Annotated in this window: 15 protein-coding genes and 1 other annotated feature; all 15 genes read left to right on the top strand. The window is 27.9% G+C overall.

Annotated elements, in window-relative coordinates:
• Positions 1 to 921 (top strand): serine protease HtrA (gene htrA / locus Q1J78_RS06595; RefSeq protein ID WP_300278073.1); only part of this gene is annotated, 921 nt, incomplete at its 5' end.
• A 404-nt stretch (positions 922 to 1,325) separates the two neighbouring features.
• Positions 1,326 to 2,237, top strand: coding sequence for a trans-4-hydroxy-L-proline dehydratase activase (locus tag Q1J78_RS06590; RefSeq protein WP_300278070.1), 912 nt, complete (start codon positions 1,326 to 1,328; stop codon positions 2,235 to 2,237).
• A gap of 4 nt (positions 2,238 to 2,241) precedes the next feature.
• Complete coding sequence (gene hypD, locus Q1J78_RS06585) at positions 2,242 to 4,611, top strand: trans-4-hydroxy-L-proline dehydratase (protein ID WP_300278066.1); 2,370 nt, start codon at positions 2,242 to 2,244, stop codon at positions 4,609 to 4,611.
• 270 nt (positions 4,612 to 4,881) lie between these two features.
• A complete protein-coding gene (gene proC, locus Q1J78_RS06580) occupies positions 4,882 to 5,685 on the top strand; it encodes a pyrroline-5-carboxylate reductase (RefSeq protein WP_300278063.1) in 804 nt (267 codons plus the stop codon).
• 199 nt (positions 5,686 to 5,884) lie between these two features.
• Positions 5,885 to 6,406, top strand: coding sequence for a Gx transporter family protein (locus tag Q1J78_RS06575; RefSeq protein WP_300278060.1), 522 nt, complete (start codon positions 5,885 to 5,887; stop codon positions 6,404 to 6,406).
• Between the two features lie 106 nt (positions 6,407 to 6,512).
• Positions 6,513 to 7,364: a DegV family protein gene (locus Q1J78_RS06570; RefSeq protein WP_300278057.1), complete on the top strand. Its 852-nt coding sequence runs from the start codon at positions 6,513 to 6,515 to the stop codon at positions 7,362 to 7,364.
• Positions 7,365 to 7,421: 57 nt separating this feature from the next.
• Positions 7,422 to 9,206, top strand: a complete 1,785-nt coding sequence (pepF, locus tag Q1J78_RS06565; RefSeq protein WP_300278054.1) for an oligoendopeptidase F — start codon at positions 7,422 to 7,424, stop codon at positions 9,204 to 9,206.
• A gap of 2 nt (positions 9,207 to 9,208) precedes the next feature.
• The gene (locus Q1J78_RS06560) at positions 9,209 to 10,309 is read left to right on the top strand and encodes a site-2 protease family protein (protein WP_300278051.1); all 1,101 of its coding nucleotides are present in this window, start codon (positions 9,209 to 9,211) and stop codon (positions 10,307 to 10,309) included.
• A 203-nt stretch (positions 10,310 to 10,512) separates the two neighbouring features.
• Positions 10,513 to 11,352 (top strand): phosphate ABC transporter substrate-binding protein, encoded by an 840-nt coding sequence (locus Q1J78_RS06555; protein ID WP_300278048.1) that lies wholly within the window; start codon positions 10,513 to 10,515, stop codon positions 11,350 to 11,352.
• Between the two features lie 231 nt (positions 11,353 to 11,583).
• Positions 11,584 to 12,510 (top strand): phosphate ABC transporter permease subunit PstC, encoded by a 927-nt coding sequence (pstC, locus tag Q1J78_RS06550; protein ID WP_300278045.1) that lies wholly within the window; start codon positions 11,584 to 11,586, stop codon positions 12,508 to 12,510.
• Complete coding sequence (gene pstA, locus Q1J78_RS06545; protein ID WP_300278042.1) at positions 12,510 to 13,343, top strand: phosphate ABC transporter permease PstA; 834 nt, start codon at positions 12,510 to 12,512, stop codon at positions 13,341 to 13,343. Before pstC ends, pstA begins: the two co-directional genes overlap by 1 nt.
• 72 nt (positions 13,344 to 13,415) lie before the next feature.
• Positions 13,416 to 14,177: a phosphate ABC transporter ATP-binding protein PstB gene (gene pstB / locus Q1J78_RS06540; RefSeq protein ID WP_300278040.1), complete on the top strand. Its 762-nt coding sequence runs from the start codon at positions 13,416 to 13,418 to the stop codon at positions 14,175 to 14,177.
• Between the two features lie 194 nt (positions 14,178 to 14,371).
• Positions 14,372 to 14,585 (top strand) — a binding site (T-box leader).
• Between the two features lie 55 nt (positions 14,586 to 14,640).
• A complete protein-coding gene (locus Q1J78_RS06535; protein ID WP_300278038.1) occupies positions 14,641 to 17,304 on the top strand; it encodes a valine--tRNA ligase in 2,664 nt (887 codons plus the stop codon).
• 64 nt (positions 17,305 to 17,368) lie between these two features.
• The gene (locus Q1J78_RS06530; RefSeq protein ID WP_300278035.1) at positions 17,369 to 18,685 is read left to right on the top strand and encodes a bifunctional folylpolyglutamate synthase/dihydrofolate synthase; all 1,317 of its coding nucleotides are present in this window, start codon (positions 17,369 to 17,371) and stop codon (positions 18,683 to 18,685) included.
• Positions 18,686 to 18,858: 173 nt separating this feature from the next.
• Positions 18,859 to 20,895: an NAD-dependent DNA ligase LigA gene (gene ligA, locus Q1J78_RS06525; RefSeq protein WP_300278032.1), complete on the top strand. Its 2,037-nt coding sequence runs from the start codon at positions 18,859 to 18,861 to the stop codon at positions 20,893 to 20,895.
• The last annotated feature ends 11 nt before the right edge of the window (positions 20,896 to 20,906 follow it).

Here is a 20,906-nt window from a genome sequence, read left to right as displayed (position 1 = left end):
AATGTATATCAAGCTGTTGCAAAAAAAGCAACACCTTCTGTTGTAGGGATAACAACAACTAGTGTTAGTGAAGATAATATGTTTGCTATACCACAAGAGACACATGGTGTTGGGACAGGTATAATAGTAGATTCAAATGGATATATACTTACAAATTCACATGTTGTATCAGATGGAGATGCTACAAATGTTAATGTCTTATTCAGTGATGGATCTGATATAGATGGAAAGGTTATGTGGTATGATCCTCAAATGGATTTAGCTATAGTAAAAGTAGATAAAACTGGTCTTACAGCAGCCGATTTAGGAAATAGTGATGATGTAGAAGTAGGTGATATATCTATAGCAATAGGGAATCCTCTTGGGTTAGATCTTCAAAAAAGTGTTACACAAGGGATAATAAGTGGACTTAATAGAACAATAAGCACGAGTCAATCTAGTAATATGACAGGTTTAATACAGACAGATGCAAGTATAAACTCTGGTAATAGTGGAGGACCATTATTAAATGAAAAAGGACAAGTAATAGGTATAAATACCGCTAAAGCATCGCAAGGGGAAGGATTAGGGTTTGCAATACCGATAAATACAGCTAAGACAGTAATAGAAAAAGTAGTAAAAGATGGAAGTTATGAAAAAGTTACTTTAGGAATAAAAGGTACTGATTTAGAATCATATGAACAAGCTATAGGACAGGATTTAACAGGAAAAAATGGTGTATATGTAGTAGAAATTGTATCAGGTTCTTCAGCTGAAAAATCAGGTATGAAATCTGGAGATGTTATCGTAAAAATTGATAATGATAGTATAACTGGTATGAATGATTTAAACAAAGTGCTATATAAATTTAAAAAAGGTGATAAAGTAAAAATAACTGTTATTAGAAATGGAAGAGAAAAAGAATTAGAAATTAAATTTTAAAAAATAAAGATTTTATGTTTAGAAAATATATATTCTAACTATTAATATATTAAAATAGAATATTTATTTTGTTTTATAAGTGCTGCAATGTGATTATACATTGCAGTATTTTTTTATTTAAGGAATGAAAAAAGAAAACGATATTATTTTGTTATTAATAAAATAATAACAATATGATATTGGTATAGCAGGATTGTTAAAATTTATAGACTTTGAAATTTTCATATGATAATATTCAATACATAAGGTTATTGTTTTAGATAATTAATAAAATTTCAATACGATTTTAATTTTATAAAGATAAGTATATAAACAAATGAAGTATTTATCTTTTTGTTTTGAAAATAAGAGTTAAATAATTATCAAAAATTAATTTATAGAAATAAAAAATAGGAGATGCATTTATGAAACCATTAGTTATTAACTTTCAAAAGTGTAGTATACATGATGGACCTGGAATAAGAAGTACTGTATTTTTTAAAGGATGTCCACTTGAATGCATTTGGTGTCACAACCCAGAAAGTCAATCATATAAAAAAGAAGTTCTATATAATCAAGAAAGATGTGGAGCTTGTGGTAGATGTATAGAAGTCTGTCCACATGATGCAATAATAAAAAAAGATGGATGTGTAGGATTAAATAAAGATAAGTGTGAACTTTGTGAAACATGCTTAGATTACTGTATAAATAATGCTAGAGAAATAGTAGGTCAAGAATATACAGTAAAAGAATTATTAAAAAATATAGAAAAAGATAGAATGTTTTATGAAGAATCTGGTGGTGGAGTTACATTATCAGGTGGAGAAGTAATGGTTCAAGATATGGATTTTATCTGTGAACTTGCTAAAGGTTGTAAAAATAAAGGTATAGATGTGGCTATAGATACTTGTGGATATGCCCCAACTCAAAACTATGAAAAGATTATAAACTATGCCAATAGATTTTTATTTGACATTAAATTGGTAGATGAAGAAAAACATAAGAAATTTACAGGAAAATCAAATGATTTAATACTTAAAAACTTACACTTCTTAAGTGAAAAAGGAGCTTATATAAATATAAGAATACCGCTAATTGGTGGAGTGAACGTAGATGAAAATAATGAAGAGGTTCTAAAAATGATAGAGTTATTAAAACCTCTAAATATAAAAGCTGTAAATTTATTACCATATCATGATATCGGTAAGCATAAATACACTAAATTAGATAAAGTATATGAAGGAGAAGAATTTACAAAACCTTCAGATGAAAAAATGAATGAAATAAAATCATTATTTGAAAATAATAATTTCCAAAATGTAAAAATAGGAGGATAATACCATGGGAAGAGGAACTTTTGAAAGAACTAAAAAATTAAGAGAAGCAAGTGTAACAACTAAACCGCACATATCAATAGAAAGAGCGGTACTTTTCACAGAAGCCTATAAAAAATATGAAGGTAGTGTTGAAATGCCAGTATTAAGAGCATTATCATTTAAACATTTTGTAGAAAATAGAACATTATGTATAAATGATGGAGAATTAATAGTTGGAGAAAAAGGTGATTCAGCTCAGGCAGCTCCTACATATCCAGATATATGTTGTCATACTATAGAAGATATGGAAATTATGAATGATAGAGATATAGTTGACTTTAAAGTAACTGAAGAAGATAAAAGAATACAAAAAGAAGTAATAATACCATTCTGGGAAAAAAGACAGACAAGAAAAAAAATCGTTAATGCTATGTCTACTGAATGGAAAAATGCTTATGAAGCAGGAATGTTTACTGAGTTTATGGAACAGAGAGCTCCAGGACATACAGTTTGTGGAGATATAATATATAGAAAAGGATTTGCTGATCTTAAAAAAGATATAGAAGAAGAAATAGCAAAACTTGATTTCTTAAATGATTCAGAAGCATACGATAAAAAAGCTGACTTAGAAGCAATGGCTATATCATGTGAAGCAATGATAATATTAGGAAAAAGATATGCAGAACTTGCTAGAAAAATGGCAGCTGAAACAAATGATGAACAGAGAAAAAAAGATTTATTATTAATAGCTGAAAACTGTGATGTTGTACCAGAACATGCACCAAAAACATTCCATCAGGCAATACAGATGTATTGGTTTGTTCATATAGGTATAACAACAGAACTTAATACTTGGGATGCATTCTCTCCAGGTAGATTAGATCAACATTTAAATCCATTCTATGAAAAAGATGTAGAAGAAGGAAGATTAACAAGAGAGGGTGCTCAAGAATTATTAGAATGTATGTGGGTTAAATTTAATAATCAGCCAGCACCACCAAAAGTTGGTATAACATTAAAAGAAAGTGGAACTTACACAGATTTCGTAAATATAAATACTGGTGGTATAAGACCAGATGGACAAGACGGTGTAAATGAAGTAAGTTACATAATACTTGATGTAATGGATGAAATGAAATTAGTTCAGCCAAGTTCAAATGTACAGATAAGTAGAAAAACTCCTCAGAAATTCTTAAAAAGAGCTTGTGAAATATCAAGAAAAGGATGGGGACAGCCAGCATTTTATAATACAGAAGCTGTAATACAAGAACTTCTTGAAGCTGGTAAAACAATGCAAGATGCAAGACTTGGTGGAACAAGTGGATGTGTTGAAACAGGATGCTATGGTAAAGAAGCATATGTTTTAACAGGATATATGAACTTACCAAAAATATTAGAATTAACATTAAACAATGGATTTGATAAATACACTGGAAAACAGATAGGTATAGAAACTGGAGATCCAAGAGATTTCAAATCTTATGATGAGTTATTTGAAGCATATAAAAAACAATTACACTATATGGTAGATGTAAAAATTAGAGGAAATGCTATAATAGAAAAAATATGCGCAGAACATATGCCATGCCCATTAATGTCTTCTATAGTAGATGACTGTATAGCAAAAGGAAAAGACTATCAAAGAGGTGGAGCTAGATACAACACTAGATATATACAAGGTGTTGGTATAGGAACAATAACTGATAGTTTAGCTTCTATAAAATACAATGTATTTGATAATAAAAAATTCACTATGGATACATTATTAAAAGCTATGGAAGCTAACTTTGAAGGATATGAAGTAGAACTTAATATGGTAAAAAATAAAACTCCAAAATATGGTAATGATGATGAATATGCAGATTCAGTAATGCAAGATGTATTTAATTTATACTATAGTGAAGTTACAGGAAGACCTACAGTTAATGGAGGACACTACAGAGTTGATATGCTACCAACAACTTGTCACGTATACTTTGGAGAAGTTATGGGAGCTAGTCCAAATGGTAGACTTGCTGAAAAACCAGTTTCAGAAGGTATATCACCAGAAAAAGGTGGAGATACAAATGGACCAACAGCTGTTATAAAATCTTGTGCTAAAATGGACCATTTAAAAACAGGAGGAACTCTATTAAATCAGAGATTTGCACCATCAGTTGTACAGGGTGAAGAAGGATTAGATAATATGGCAAACCTAATAAGATCATATTTCAATATGGATGGACATCATATACAGTTTAACGTATTTGATAAAAATGTATTATTAGCAGCTCAGAAAAATCCAGATGAATATAAAGATTTAATAGTAAGAGTTGCTGGATACAGTGATCATTTCAATAACTTAAGTAGAGCTTTACAGGATGAAATAATAGGAAGAACAGAACAAAGCTTCTAAGAATAATAAATATTAATTTAAATATATGAATTTCAAGGGGATAGAATATTAAAAGGGATTCTATCCCCTACATTAATTAGATAAAAAGAAATATTACTATTATATAAAAAAGATATAAAAAAGAAGAAAACGATAACAAAGAAGCATTGGATAAATATATTAAATTTAGCTATAATATTCATTGTAGAAAGAAAATTTTGAATAAAAAATATAATGAATAAATTCAAATATATTTATTTTGAAATATGATAATTAAGGAGAAATTTTAATATGAAAACATTAGGATTAATTGGTGCAGGAAATATGGGAAGTGCTATGCTAGGTGGAATAGTTAAAGCTGGTCTTTTAAAACCAGAAGATATAACTGTTGCAGACCTTTATCAGCCATCATTAGATAAAGTAAAATCAGAACATGGTGTCAATATAACAACAGATTCAGCAGAAGTCGTTAAAAATTGTGATGCATTTATAATAGCATTAAAACCGAATATACTAGAAGTTGCTATGTCTCCAATAGCTGAATTAGTAAGAGAAGATCAATTAGTTATATCTATAGCAGCAGGAAAACAGATAAAACAGTTAGAAGCAATAGTAGGAGAAGATAAAAAAGTAATAAGAGTAATGCCTAATACACCAGCTTTAGTTGGAGAAGGTATGGCAGGCATATGTGCTAATAAAAATGTTACAAAAGAAGAATTAGAAGAAGTAAAAAAAATATTCGAATCATTTGGTGAAGCAGAAATAGTTACTGAAAAATTAATGGATGCAGTAACTGGTGTAAGTGGTTCAGGTCCAGCTTATGTATTTATGTTCATAGAAGCTATGGCAGATGCAGCAGTTCTTGATGGAATGCCAAGACCACAGGCTTATAAATTTGCAGCTCAAACAGTTTTAGGTTCAGCTAAAATGGTTCTTGAGTTAGGAAAACATCCAGGAGAATTAAAAGATATGGTTTGTTCACCAGCAGGAACAACAATAGAAGCTGTTAAAGTTCTTGAAGAAAAAGGATTAAGATCAGCAGTAATAAATGCTGTACATGAATGTACTGAAAAATCAAAAGCATTAAGCAAATAAGTATTTAATATATTTCCCAAAATTCTATATTATAAAGGAAGATGTAGATGAATTTTTTATAAGATTTATCTACATCTTTTTTTATAATATAGAACATAAATGAGAATCAATAAAAGTAACATTATGATGTAGTATGTTATAATAAAAAATAAATAAGAATTTAAATATATGAAAGTGTATTTTATAAAAGGAGCGTAATATGTCAAAAGAATCAATAGATACTAAAAAAATTACTTTTTTAAGTCTTATGGTAGGATACAGTTTGATTTTGTATATAATAGAAGGATTTATTCCTAATCCAATGATAGCTGTATTTCCAGGTGCGAAATTGGGATTAAGTAATATAATAACTTTAGTAGCGCTTATGACGTTTGGTTTTAAAGATACATTTATAATACTAACAGTAAGAATTATATTATCGACTATATTTACTGGACCTATATCATATTTGATGTTTAGTATAGGTGGAGGATATTTGAGTTTGATTTTAATGTATCTATTTAATAAAATAAAAGGATTTTCTATAATAGGAATAAGTATAATAGGTGCAATAGGACATAATATTGGACAATTAATAGTTGCATCAATAATAGTCAAAAACATTGCAATGACAACATATCTTCCATTTATGCTTATAACATCTTTAGTTACAGGAATATTTGTTGGTATAGTTTCTAAATTTACGACACCATATGTAAAATCTCGGACTAAAAATAGATAAATAAAAGCCTAAAACATTGTAAAAATGGTAGATTTAAATATAAAAAATAGATAAAATATAATTGATAGTTAAATTAAAAAAGAAAGGTTTAAGTAGGTGTTTTAAATTGTCAAATATAAAAATTATTACAGATGGTTCGTGTGATTTTCCTAAGGAAATATTAGAATTAGTAGATCCTGATATAGTTAGAATAAATGTAGCTTTTGGAGAAGAATCTTATATTAGTGGAGTGGACATAGATGAAAAAATGTTTTATGAAAAAATGGGTGAATCTAAAGAACTTCCAAAAACATCAAGTCCATCTCTTGAAAGATTTTTAGAGTTATATAAAAGAGAAGATTATGAAGAAATAATAGTATTTACTCTTACATCTAAATTATCGAGTACATATAGTAATGCTGTTATTTCAAAAAATATGTACTTAGAAGAATATAAAGATAAAAGAATAGAAGTTATAGACACTGAAAGTGGATCTATAGGTGCTGCACTTATGATATTAAAAACATATGAACTTATAAAAAATGGTAAAAATATGGACGAAATATTAGAAGCAGTAGAACAAATGAAAAAAGATATAATTTTTTATGGAACTTTAAATACATTAGAAAATGCTATAAAAGGTGGTAGAGTAAATCCTATAGCTGGAAAATTAATAAATGCACTAAACTTTAAAGTAATAATAAAAATAGATGAAGGACTTGTAAAACCGATAGATAAAGCTAGAGGAGAGGGAAATAGTCTTAAAAAGTTATTCACATATATTAAAAATAGTGTTGATATAAATGAAATAGAGAGTAAAGATATAATAGTTGGTCATGCAAACTGTCCAGAAAAAGCAGAAAAGATTAAAAAGTTTATAGAAGACCACTATAACTTTGAAAAAACTCTTATTGCCAATATTGGACCTATCATGGGAACATTTACAGCAGAAGGTGCTATATTGATAGCAGTACTTTAAACTTATTTAAAAATATTTTTGTTGTATATTTCTCTATAAATAATTAGGAGGAAAAAAATGGGAATAGAAAGAAAAAATATTGAAGAAAAATATAAATGGGATCTTGAAAAAATGTATCCTAATAAAGAGTGTATTGAAGCAGATATGAAAAAAGCAGCCGATTTAACTGAAAAAATAAAAATTTATAAAGGTAAATTGTCTGAAGATAAGAAAAATTTATTAGAAGCTTTAACTACATTAGAAGAAGCATCTAGAGTAATAGAAAAATTATATGTATATACACATATGAAGCATCATGAAGATACTAGAAAAAATGATAATCAAGCAAACTCTGTAAAATCAGAAATGATATCAACTGATTTTGGGGTAGCATCTTCTTATATAGTACCAGAAATCATATCTATGAATGAAGATATACTTAATGATTATTTAAAAGATGAAAAGCTATCTTTCTATAAAAAATTTATAGAAGATATATTAAGAGATAAACCGCATACATTATCTGAAAATGAGGAAAAAATATTAGCTTCAGTATCAGAACTTACATCAGTTCCAGAAAGTGTGTATGACATGCTTGCATATGCAGATATGGAATTTCCTGAAATAGATGGAGAAGATGGAGAAAAAATAAAAATAGACCATTTCAACTATTCATTACTTATAAAAAGTAGAGATAGAAGAGTTAGAAAAGATGCATTCAATGGGGAATTTTCAACTTATGAAAAATTTAAAAATACATATGCATCAAGTCTTTATGGAGCTATAAAATCAGAAATATTCTATGCAAAGATGAGAAAACATAATTCTGCAATAGAAGGTTCACTGTTTGCAGACAATATAAATGTAGAAGTATACAATAACTTAATAGATGCTGTACATGAAAGTATACCTGCTTTAAATAAATACATAGATATTAAGAAAAAAATATTAGGACTAGAAGATATACATATGTATGATTTATATGTTCCTCTAGCAGAAAAATTTGAATATAAAATTCCTTATGAAGAAGCAAAAGAAATAATAATGAAAGCTTTAAAACCATTAGGAGATGAATATTTATCTATAATACAAAAGGCATTTGATGAAAGATGGATAGATGCCTTTGAAAATGAAGGTAAAAAAGGTGGAGCATATTCATGGGGTTGTTATGATTCACAGCCATATATATTAACTAGTTATACAGAAGACTTAAATTCATTATTTACATTAATACATGAATTAGGACATTCTGTACATAGCTATTATTCAAGAACAACACAACCATATATATATTCAGATTATAGAATATTTGTAGCTGAAGTAGCATCTACTACTAATGAATTACTATTAGTAAATTATTTATTAGATAATGCTAAAACAAAAGATGAAAAAATATATCTTTTAAACTATTATCTAGAACAATTTAGAACGACTGTATATAGACAGACTATGTTTGCTGAATTTGAAAAAATTACCCATGAAAAAGTAGAATCAGGTAAACCACTTACAGCAGACGATTTTACCGAAATATATTATGAACTTAATAAAAAATACTATGGTGAATCTACTAATGTAGATGAATTGATAGGAATTGAATGGGCAAGAATACCACACTTCTATTCAAACTTCTATGTATATAAATATGCAACAGGATTCTCAGCTGCTAGTGCTTTAAGTTCTCAAATATTGACAGAAGGAAAATCAGCTGTTGATAGATATATAGAATTCTTAAAAAGTGGTGGTTCAGAATATCCATTAGATCAATTAAGAAAAGCTGGAGTAGATATGGAAAAGAAAGAATCTGTTGAGAAAGCATTAAAAGTATTTGCAGAACTTGTAAATAAATTAGAATTGGAGATATAAATTTGAATATACTATATAGATTTATTAGACTTCTTATATATACTTCGATAGGAGCTTTTATTGGTTTTGGAATAGCGTATTTAGATATTAATATATTTTATATATCAGTATGTTTTTTAATACAGATTAGTATATTTGTATTATTTCATGAATTTATGCATGGAAAAGTAGCTGAAATGAATGGACTTAGGTTTACAAGATTATATGCAGGTCCAATTATAATAATAAGAGAAGATAAAAAATTTATAAAAATAGAAAAAAATAGATTACAAGGAACTTATCTTGGAAGAGCACATATTGAAAATAATGAAATTAGAAATGACCTAGAATATGATAGACATACAATTGCTTGGAAAAGAGTGCTTTTAGCAGGCCCTAAAAGTGATTTATTTCTATCTATAGTATGCATAATTTTTGGAGTATATTTTAAATTACCAATTCTTATATTATCTACATTAATAATAGATTTTACTATGTGTATACCAAGTTTTTTATATGGGGATGGAACGAATTTTAATAATATAAAAAAAGATGAAATATTTAAAACATCTATAATGTATTCAAACTCATTAATAGGTGAAAAAGTTATATCTGAAGATACTAAAAAATATTTAACATCAAGATTAGAAAAAGAATTGGAAGAAATAGAAATAACTGATGAGAATATAGTTTCTCTTTGTATAGCAGCACAGACATTATTATTTCAGAAGATAATAGATGGAAAATATTCTGGATATAAAATAGAAGAAATAATATGGAATCTTAGAGATGGAAATCCAAATAGATTCAAAAAATCAAATGAAAAAATGTATTTTAGAGGACTTATAAATACAGCAGTTCTTTATTATACATGCATTGAAAATGATTTAAGAAAGGCACAAATATTATTTAGATCAATAAAATATATAAAACATATATCATATGTTGAAAAAAATGATTTTATTAGGTCAAAATATGTTTTGGGAATACAAAATAAAAAGGAAGAACTTTTATCTCATAAATATAGAAATCCAATATTTAAAGGATGCAAATCTATAGAAAAAGCAGAAGATAAAATGGATGAAATAGTAATAGAATATGTAGATAAAATGGGATTTTATTAAAAAAAGAGTTGTTACAATGAAATTTATTGTAGCAACTTTTTTTATATGGAAATATGATTGTTTTATAAATATTAAATTAATTTCAAAATATTAACTTACTTTACTCTGCATTAACAGATTTATAATATTAACTTAATATAAATTATTTATCATAGATAATGTAATAATTAATAAATAATTTATAAAAGCGGAGGAATATTAAGATGAAAAACAAGAGAATATCACTTTTATTAGCAGGAATACTAGCAATAGGAGTACTATCTACAGGATGTGGAAAAACAGAAGATAATGGTTCTTCAGCAGGAACAAAAACAGCAATAAGTGTTTCAGGTTCTACATCAATAGGACCATCTATGGAAAAAGTTGCAGAACAATTTGAAAAAAATAATGAAGGAATTAGTGTTGAAATACAGCAGATAGGTTCTTCAGCAGGTATAAAAAATGTAATTGATGGAGTATCTGAAATAGGAATGTCATCTAGAGATTTAAAAGATGAAGAAAAAAATGCAGGACTACAGGAAACAAAAATTGCTACAGATGGAATAGCAGTTATAACAAATAAAAATAATAAAGTAAAAAATCTTACTAAAGAGCAAGTAAAAGATATTTATACAGGAAAAATAAAAAATTGGAAAGAAGTTGGAGGAAATGATGCTCCAATAGTTGTTGTATCTAGAGAAGAAGGTTCAGGAACAAGAGATGGATTCCAAGAAATATTAGGATTTGAATCTACAGAATTATTAAAAGATGCACAGATAAGCGATGGTTCTGGTAATATAAAATCAACTATAGAAGGAAATGAAAACTCAATAGGATATATATCTTTTGGATATGTTGATGAAAGTATAAATGCTTTAAGTATAGATAATGCAGAACCAACAGATGAAAATGTAGTTAATTCAAGTTATCCTATATCAAGACCATTCATTTTAGTAGATAAACAAGAAGGATTATCTGAAAATGGAAAAAAATTAATAGACTTTATATTAAGTGATGAAGGTCAGAAAATAATGGAAGAAGAAGGATTTATAAAAATTAATTAGTTAACCCAAAATAAAATACAAGATAAAGAATCTCCTATTATATATTTATAGGGGATTTCTTTATTTTATAGAATAAAATAACTTAAAAATTGTTAAATCTGTTAAATAGAATTAATAGTTTTACGAAAATTTTAACTGTAATTAAATATAGATTTAAAAAATATAAACTAAAATATATTTTGTGATGAAAAGAGAGAAAAAACAAAACAAAAGTATTTTAGGAGGAGTAATATGTCAATAAACACAGAAATAATGGAATCATCAAAAATCAAAGATAAAAAAATAAAAAACTTAAATACAAAATATGCTTTAGATAGAATTATGAAGTATATATTTTTAGTAAGTGCAACAATATCTATAATAAGTTTAGTAGTTATAACAGGATTTGTATTTTATAAAGGTTCAAAACCATTTTTAACTGAAGGATACTCAATAATAAGTTTTCTTACAGGAACTGAATGGGTACCATCATCAAAATTATTTGGAATAGCACCTATGATAATAGCATCACTTCTTGCAACTTTTGGTTCTATAGTTATAGGAACATCTATAGGAATACTTACAGCAATATTTATAGCAGAAATAGCACCTAAAAAATTATCATCTAAAATATCATCAGCAGTAGAACTATTAGCAGGAATACCGTCAGTACTTTATGGAATGTTTGGACTTGCAGTTATAGTTCCAGGTATACAGAGTATATTTAATCTTCCAAAAGGACAAAGTTTATTAGCTGTAATATTGGTACTTTCAATAATGATGTTACCGACTATTGTATCAGTATCAGAAACTGCTATAAGATCAGTAGATAATGCATATAAAGAAGGCTCATATGCATTAGGAGCATCAAAAATAGAAACGATATTCAAAGTAATTCTACCAGCAGCAAAATCAGGAATACTAGCAGCAGTTGTGCTTGGAATAGGTAGGGCTTTAGGGGAAACAATGGCAGTAATACTTGTTGCAGGAAATTCACCTACAATACCAACAAGTATAACAGATAGCGTCAGACCACTTACAACAAACATTGCACTTGAAATGGGATATGCTTATGGAACACATCAAGAGATGTTATTTGCAACAGGAGTTGTATTATTTACATTTATTCTAATTTTAAATATAGTACTTAATAAAATAACAAAGAAAGCGGTGAAATAATGAATAAATCTAGAAGTCTAAAGGATAACATATTAAAAAATTTAATTTATTTATCTGCATTTATTACAGTATCAATGCTAATAGTTATAGTAGGATATATTTTCTATAAAGGCATAGGTAATATAAGTCTTAATTTTATTTTTAGTGATTATCAAACATCTGGTGATGGAGGAGTTTATCCTATGATTATTGCTACTGTATATACAGTGTTAATAGCAATTTTAGTTTCTGCACCAATTGGAATACTTTCGGCTATATATTTACAAGAATACGCAAAACAAGGTAGATTAGTATCTTCAATACGATTTTGTACAGAAAGTTTAGCTGGTATTCCATCTATAATATACGGCTTATTTGGTGGAATATTCTTTGTATCTTTTATGAAAATGGGATATTCATTATTATCAGGTTCACTAACAGTTGCGATAATAATATTGCCTGTAATTATAAGAACTACAGAAGAAGCATTAAAAACTGTACCACAAAGCTATAGAGAAGCATCTTTTGCACTTGGAGCTACTAAATTACAAACATTATATAAAGTTATTGTACCTAGTGCCATGCCTGGAATAATATCTGGAGTGATACTTTCTATAGGTCGTGTTATTGGAGAATCAGCTGCTATATTATTAACAGCAGGAACAGTTGCAAAATTACCTGAAGGAATTATGAGTAGTGCTAGAACTTTAACAGTTCACTCATACCTTCTAACAAAAGAAAGTGGAGATATAGTCACAGCGTCTTCAATAGGAATAATTTTAATAGTAATAGTGTTGGTATTAAATACATTAGCAAAATTTGCAGGAAAGAAATTAAGTAAAGCTAAATACTAATTTTAATAATTTAAAATATACATAAATTAAAATATAAATTTAATAAAATTTATTTATAAGGAGAATATTTAAATGGAAATATATAATAAAACCAAAATATCTGTAAGAGATTTAGACCTTTATTATGGTGAAAAACAAGCATTAAAAGATATAAATATGAATATAAAAGAGGGAAAAGTTACTGCACTTATAGGACCTTCAGGATGTGGAAAATCTACATTTATAAGGACTTTAAATAAAATGAATGATTTAATAGATAATGTAAAAATTTATGGAGAAATTAATCTAGACGGAGAAGATATAAATAAACAAAATGTAATAGAATTAAGAACAAAAGTTGGTATGGTATTTCAAAAACCAAATCCATTTCCAATGAGTATATACGAGAATATAACTTATGGTCCAAAAATTCAGGGAATAAAAGACAAGAAAGAATTAGACAAAATAGTTGAAGAAAGTTTAAAAGGAGCAGCTATTTGGGATGAGGTAAAAGATAGATTAAAAAGTTCTGCACTTGGTTTATCAGGAGGACAGCAACAAAGACTTTGTATAGCTAGAGCAATTGCTATGAAACCTGAGGTAATATTAATGGACGAGCCAACATCTGCACTTGATCCTATATCAACAGGAAAAGTTGAAGAATTAATAGAAGAATTAAAAGGAAAATATACTATCGTAATAGTAACTCATAATATGCAACAGGCAAATAGAATATCTGATGATACAGCATTTTTCTTAAATGGAGAAGTTGTAGAATTTAATGATACAAAAACAATATTTGAAAATCCAATGGACAAAAGAACAGAAGATTATATAAACGGAAGATTTGGTTAAGATATAGTTGAGAAAAGGTGGTATTTAATTTTTTTTTATATTTACTTAATAAATAGTAAATTTCTCCTATACTTTGAAATATATTTGAAGAATGAAAAAAGATATATTGATATAAAAAATATTAAAAAATAATTTTATTTTAAGAATGTTGACAATATAAGTTATAACTGTATATAATTAAAGTATTAATTATATAAAAGACGTTGAAGAAGAGGAGTATTCAGTGACTTCCATCAGAGAGAAAAATCCATTGGCTGAAAGATTTTTAGGAGTAAGAGCTGAAGAAGGTAGCTTTGGAGTTTCCAAACTGAGTTTAGTAGGTTTGGACGGGTAGAACCGTTATATTCTGTAGAGAGTCGAGAAATTTTCTCGGAATTAAGGTGGTAACGCGAGCTTTTCGTCCTTAGATAGGATTGAAAGGCTCTTTTTTATTACGAAAATATATTATATGGAGGAATTTAAGATGGAAACAAATCTAAATAAGACTTATGATCCAAAAGAATTTGAATCAAGACTTTACGATGAGTGGATGGAAAAAGGTTATTTTTCTTCAAAACCAAATAAAGATAAAAAACCTTTTACAATAATGATGCCACCACCAAATATAACAGGACAGTTACATATGGGGCATGCACTAGACCATACACTTCAGGATGTATTAATAAGATGGAAAAGAATGCAAGGTTTTGAATCTTTATGGGTACCAGGTACTGACCATGCATCAATAGCAACAGAAGTAAAGGTTGTTGAAAGAATAAAACAAGAAGAAGGAAAATCAAAATACGAAATAGGTAGAGACGAATTCATGAAAAGAGCTTGGGCTTGGAAAGAAGAATTCGGTGGAAAAATAGAAAACCAATTAAAAAAATTAGGAGATTCTTGTGACTGGGATAGACAGAGATTTACAATGGATCAGGGTTGTAACGATGCTGTTAAAGAATTTTTCATAAAATTATATGAAAAAGGACATATATACAGAGGACATAGAATAATAAACTGGTGTCCAAACTGTAAGACTACACTTTCAGATGCAGAAGTAGAACATGAAGATCAACCAGGTAATTTCTATCATGTAAAATATTTCTTAAAAGATAGTGATAAATTCCTTGAAGTTGCAACAACAAGACCAGAAACTATGTTAGGAGATTCTGGGATTGCAGTCAACCCTAATGATGAAAGATATGCAGATATAGTTGGTAAAACAGCAATACTTCCATTAGTAGGAAGAGAATTACCAATAGTTGCAGATGAATATGTTGATATGGAATTTGGTACTGGTGTTGTTAAAATGACTCCAGCTCACGACCCTAATGACTTTGAAGTTGGTCTAAGACACAATCTTGAAGAAATCAACGTTATGAACGAAGATGGAACAATGAATGAAGATGCCGGTAAATATGCTGGAATGGACAGATATGAATGTAGAAAAGCAATAATAGAAGACTTAAAAGAAGAAGGATTCTTAATAAAAATAAAAGAGCATGAACATGCTGTAGGTACTTGCTACAGATGTCATACAACTATAGAACCAAGACTTTCTGAGCAATGGTTTGTAAAAATGGATAAATTAGCAGAACCTGCTATAAAAATACTAAAAGATAAAGAATTACAGTTTGTGCCAGATAAGTTTGACAAAACATATTTACAGTGGCTTGAAAATATAAGAGATTGGTGTATCTCAAGACAGTTATGGTGGGGACATCAGATACCAGCATATTATTGTCAAGAATGTGGAGAAGTAGTAGTTGCTAGAGAGATGCCAGAAAAATGTTCTAAATGTGGCTCAACTCACTTCAAACAAGATGAAGATGTACTAGATACTTGGTTCTCATCTGCTTTATGGCCATTCTCTACACTTGGTTGGCCAAATAATACAGAAGAATTAAATTACTACTATCCAACAAATGTACTTGTTACAGGATATGATATAATATTCTTCTGGGTAGTTAGAATGGCATTTGCTGCAATGTTCTGTATGGAAGAAAAACCATTCTCTCATGTTTTAATACATGGTCTTGTAAGAGATTCTCAAGGTAGAAAAATGAGTAAATCTTTAGGAAATGGTATAGATCCATTAGAAATAATAGAACAATTTGGAGCAGATGCACTGAGATTTACATTAATAACAGGTAACTCTCCGGGAAATGATATGAGATTCTATATGGAAAGAGTAGAATTTGCTAGAAACTTTGCAAATAAATTATGGAATGCTTCAAGATTCGTATTCATGAACTGGGACGAAGAAATGATGGCAAATGTAACTAGAAAAGATGTTGAAGTAAACTTAACATTAGCTGATAAATGGATAATATCTAGAGCTAACAATGTAGTTAAAGATGTTACTCATAATATGGATAAATTTGAATTAGGAATGGCTCTTCAGAAAGCATATGACTTTACTTGGTCTGAATACTGTGACTGGTATATAGAAATGGTAAAACCAAGACTTTATGGAGATGATATAGAAGCTAAAAAAGCAGCTCTTTACACATTAACATATGTACTTGAAAAAATATTAAAACTTCTTCATCCATTTATACCATTTATAACAGAAGAAATATTCGATCATCTTCCAACAGCAAATGGAATGATAATAGTATCTGAATGGCCAGAATTTAATGAAGAAGATAATATGGCTAAAGAAGAAGCTATGATGGATATAATGATGGAAGGAATAAGAAATGTAAGAAATGTAAGATCTGAAATGAATGTTCCACCGTCTAAAAAAGCAAAAGTTATAATGGTTCCAACTGAAGAAAAAATGGAAGCTGTTGAAGCTGGAAAAGACTACTTCAAAACTTTAGCATCTGCATCAGAAGTTGAAGTTAGAGAAAATGAAGAAGGAATACCAGAGGATGCAGTTAGTGTTGTTATAGATGGAGTTAAAATATTTATACCACTTAATGAGTTAGTTGACTTTGAAAAAGAATTAGAAAGATTAAATAAAGAAAAAGCTAAACTTGAAGGTGAAATAAAAAGAGTTAACGGAAAATTATCTAACCAAGGATTCTTGGCAAAAGCACCTCAGAAATTAGTTGATGAAGAAAAAGCTAAAAAAGAAAAATTTGAAGAAATGATGAAATCAGTAGAAGAAAGATTAGCAAGTATACAGTCAAAACTTTCTTAAATATCATTTTATAAAAGTAAGGAGATGTACACTTTTGTACATCTCTTTGTGATTGGAGGAAAATATGGATTATCAAGAAGCTTTGAAATATATATCTAATAGTCATAAATTTGGAATGAAATTAGGCTTAGAAACAACTGAAAAACTTATGGAAAAACTAGGAAACCCACAGAATGGATTAAAAATAATTCATGTTGCGGGCACAAATGGGAAGGGTTCAGTTTGTTCTTTTATAGCTAAAATTTTAGAAAAGAGTGGTTATAAAGTAGGACTTTTTACATCACCATTTTTAGAAGTTTTCAATGAAAGAATAAGAATAAATGGAAAAAATATATCAGATGAACAAATAGCAAAAGCTATATCAGAAATAAAAGTGCGGGTTGAAAAAATGATAGAAGAAGGTTATTCTTCTCCAACAGAGTTTGAACTTGTAACAGCAATGGCATTTTTAATATATAAATGGGAGAAAGTTGATTATGTTGTTTTAGAAGTTGGACTTGGAGGAAGATACGATTCTACAAATATAATAAAAGAACCGTTAATTAGTGTAATTACTTCAATAAGTTTAGACCATACAAAAGTTCTTGGAGATACAATAGAAAAAATAAGTTATGAAAAAGGTGGAATAATAAAAGAAAATTCTGCGGTTGTTGTATATTCTCAAAGTGAAAATGCTGAAAATGTACTAAAAAACATTGCAAAAGAGAAAAATACAGATTATATAGAAGCTAAATTTGATAGTATTGCAATAATAAAGAATGATATAAATTCTCAAAAATTTAATTTCACAATAGGAAATAAATCATTTAAAAATATGGAAATAAATTTAATTGGAGAACATCAAGTAAAAAATTGTATAACTGCTATAAATGCAATAGAGTATCTAAGAAAAAGTAATAAAATAGAAAATATTACAGATGAAAGTATAAAACTAGGAATAAAGGAAACAAAATGGCCTGGAAGAGTAGAAAAAATAATGGAAAATCCTACTTTCATAATTGATGGAGCTCATAACGAAGATGGAGCTAAATCATTAAAAAATGTAATAGACAAAAATTTTAAAAATAAGAAATTAATACTTATGATAGGAATGTTAGAGGATAAAGATATAGATTCTGTATTAGATATATTAGTTCCGTCATTTACAAAAATTATTGTTACAGAACCAAACAATCCTAGAAAAATATCAGCAAATAAATTAAAGAAAAAAATAGAAAAATACACAAAACATGTGGAATCTGTGGATAATATAGAGGATGCTCTAAAAAGAACTATAGAAATATCTGATAAAGATAGTGTTATAATAAGTGCAGGTTCTTTATATATGATAGGAGAAGTTAGAACACTTATGAGAAAAATAAGTGATTATGATTTTGAATAAACAAAATTTTAAATATTGGAGAGTTGAAAGACTCTCTTTTTTTATTAAAATTATTACAAAAGTTGAAAAAATAACTTAATTAAATGAAATTAAAAAAGTGAAGAAAATTAAGAAGTATGATAATCTATATATAAGAAGAAATAATAAAATTTTAATTGACTAGAGAGGAATATATGGAAAAAAAAGATATAGAAATAAGGATAGAAAATTTAATAAATACATTAAACTATCATAGCGATAAATATTATAATCAAGATACTCCAGAAATTTCTGATTTTGAGTACGATAATCTAATGAAAGAACTTATAAAATTAGAAGAAGAAAATCCAGAATTAAAAAGAATAGATTCACCTACAAATAGAGTAGGAGGGGTTGCACTTGATAAATTTGAACAGATAACACATAAAAATCCTATGCTAAGTTTATCAAATGCTTATTCAGCAAAAGATTTGAGAGATTTTGATAAAAGAGTAAAAGAAATGACTGGAGAAGATACAGAGTATGTAGTTGAATTTAAAATAGATGGTCTTTCTGTTGGTATTACTTATGAAAATGGAGAATTCAAATATGCAGCTACTAGAGGGAATGGCCTTATTGGAGAAGATATTTCTAAAAATGCAATGACAATAAAAAGTATACCATTAAAAATAGAAGATAAAAGAGAGATAATAGTAAGAGGAGAAGTATATATATCAAAAGAAAATTTTGAAAAAGTAAATGAGTATCAAGAAGAACATGATTTACAAATATTTGCAAATCCTAGAAATCTTGCAGCAGGTTCTCTTAGACAATTAGATTCTAAATTAACAGCAAAAAGACCTTTAGATATATTTATATTTAATTTAGAGAATATAGATGAATTAGAAGATATAAAAACACATTCTGATTCACTAGAATATTTAAAGAAATTAGGATTTTCAGTAAGTGAGAATTATAAAAAATGTAAAAATATAGATGAAGTTATAGAATTTATAGAGTATTGGACTGAAAATAGAGGAAATTTAAAATTCGACATAGATGGTATGGTTGTAAAAGTAAATGATATTTCAAAAAGAAATATTATGGGATTTACAGCGAAAAGTCCAAGATGGGCTATAGCATATAAATTTCCAGCTGAGAGAAAAAAAAGTAAAATTCTAGATATAGAAGTAGAAGTTGGTAGAACAGGAACAATTACACCAACTGCAATACTTGAAACAGTAAGACTTGCAGGAACATCTGTAAGTAGAGCAACTCTTCATAATGAAGATTTCATAAGAGAAAAAGATATAAAATTATTTGATCATGTAATAGTGCAAAAAGCAGGTGATATTATACCTCAAATAGTAGAAGTAGTAAAAGAAGATAGAACAGGTGAAGAAAAAGATTTTGTTATGCCTAAAGTATGTCCAGCATGTGGAGAACCAACAGTAAGATTGGATGGTGAAGCAGCAGTAAAATGTATAAATATTTCTTGTCCTGCTCAGATAAGAAGAGGTATGATACATTTTGTTTCTAGAGAAGCTATGGATATAGATGGAATGGGAGAATCTATAATAACATTATTATTAAAAGAAAATTTAATAAAAGATATATCAGATATATATTATCTAAAAAAAGAGGATATAATTCCATTAGAAAGAATGGGAGAAAAATCAGCAAATAATTTAATAAAAGCAATTGAAAAATCTAAATCAAATGATTTATGGAGACTTATAAATGGTTTAGGAATAAAATTTGTCGGAGTAAAAGGAGCAAAAATACTTGCGTCTAATTTTAAGAATTTAGATGAAATTATAGATGCAGATGTTGAAAGACTACAACAACTAGAGGAATTTGGAAGTATAATGTCTGAAAGTGTTGTTGAATTTTTTGCAGAAGAAAAAAATTTATTAGTTATTAATAAATTAAAAGAAGCAGGTGTAAATACTGAAGCAGGTGAAGATAAATCAGAAGGAATAGCTAAAATATTTGAAGGTATGAAAATAGTTTTAACGGGTACACTTCCAACGTTAAAAAGAAATCAAGCAAAAGAAATAATAGAACTTAGAGGCGGTAAAGCAGTAGCAAGTGTAAGTAAATCTACTACATTTGTATTGGCTGGAGAAGCTGCAGGTTCTAAGCTGACTAAGGCAAATGATCTTGGAATAAGAGTTATAGATGAAGAAGAATTTTTAAAAATATCTGAAATGGTAGATAAATCGGAAGTATTTAAAGAACTAGATATATAAATAATAAAAAA

Origin of the sequence: Peptacetobacter sp., from assembly GCF_029264495.1 — a bacterium.
Lineage (GTDB): Bacteria > Bacillota > Clostridia > Peptostreptococcales > Peptostreptococcaceae > Peptacetobacter.
Note: the sequence above shows the minus strand (reverse complement) of the source record. Positions and strands in the feature narration are given on the sequence as shown.